Annotated in this window: 1 protein-coding gene; it reads left to right on the forward strand. The window is 68.8% G+C overall.

Features of this window, described 5'->3' with window-relative positions; all coding sequences use genetic code 11:
- Positions 1 to 565 (forward strand): hypothetical protein (locus ABLN94_RS24580; RefSeq protein ID WP_352997346.1); only part of this gene is annotated, 565 nt, incomplete at both ends.

Raw genomic sequence — 565 nt, forward strand, 5'->3', positions numbered from 1 at the left:
CGACACCGGCGACATCACCGTCACCGGTCCGGCCGGGCCGCTCGCGGTCACCGGCGTGTCCCTCGACACCAACGGCGACGGCACCCCGCGCACCGCCACCTATACCGTCGCGGCGCCCGGCGGCAGCTGGGACCTGGCGGACAGCGGCGCCTATACCGTTGCCCTGCTCACCGATGAAGTCTTCGACACAAACGGCAATGCCGTCGCCGCAGATACAAACCTCACCGGGTTTACCGTCGATATTGCAGACGTCACCGCCCCGGTGGTGCAATCCGCAAGTGCCCCGACCATCGATGCGGCCGATACCGGCAATCCCGACACGCAGGTCACCGTGACCTTCACCGACAACATCGCGGTGGACGCCTCCAGCATCGACACCGGCGACATCGCCGTCACCGGTCCGGCCGGGCCGCTCGCGGTCACCGGCGTGTCCCTCGACACCAACAGCGACGGTACCCCGCGCACCGCCACCTATACCGTCGCAGCACCCGGCGGCAGCTGGGACCTGGCGGACAGCGGCGCCTATACCGTCGCCCTGCTCACCGATGAAGTCTTCGACACCGGC

This window comes from Ruegeria sp. SCP11, from assembly GCF_040329455.1.
GTDB classification, from domain to species: Bacteria; Pseudomonadota; Alphaproteobacteria; order Rhodobacterales; family Rhodobacteraceae; genus Ruegeria; species Ruegeria atlantica_E.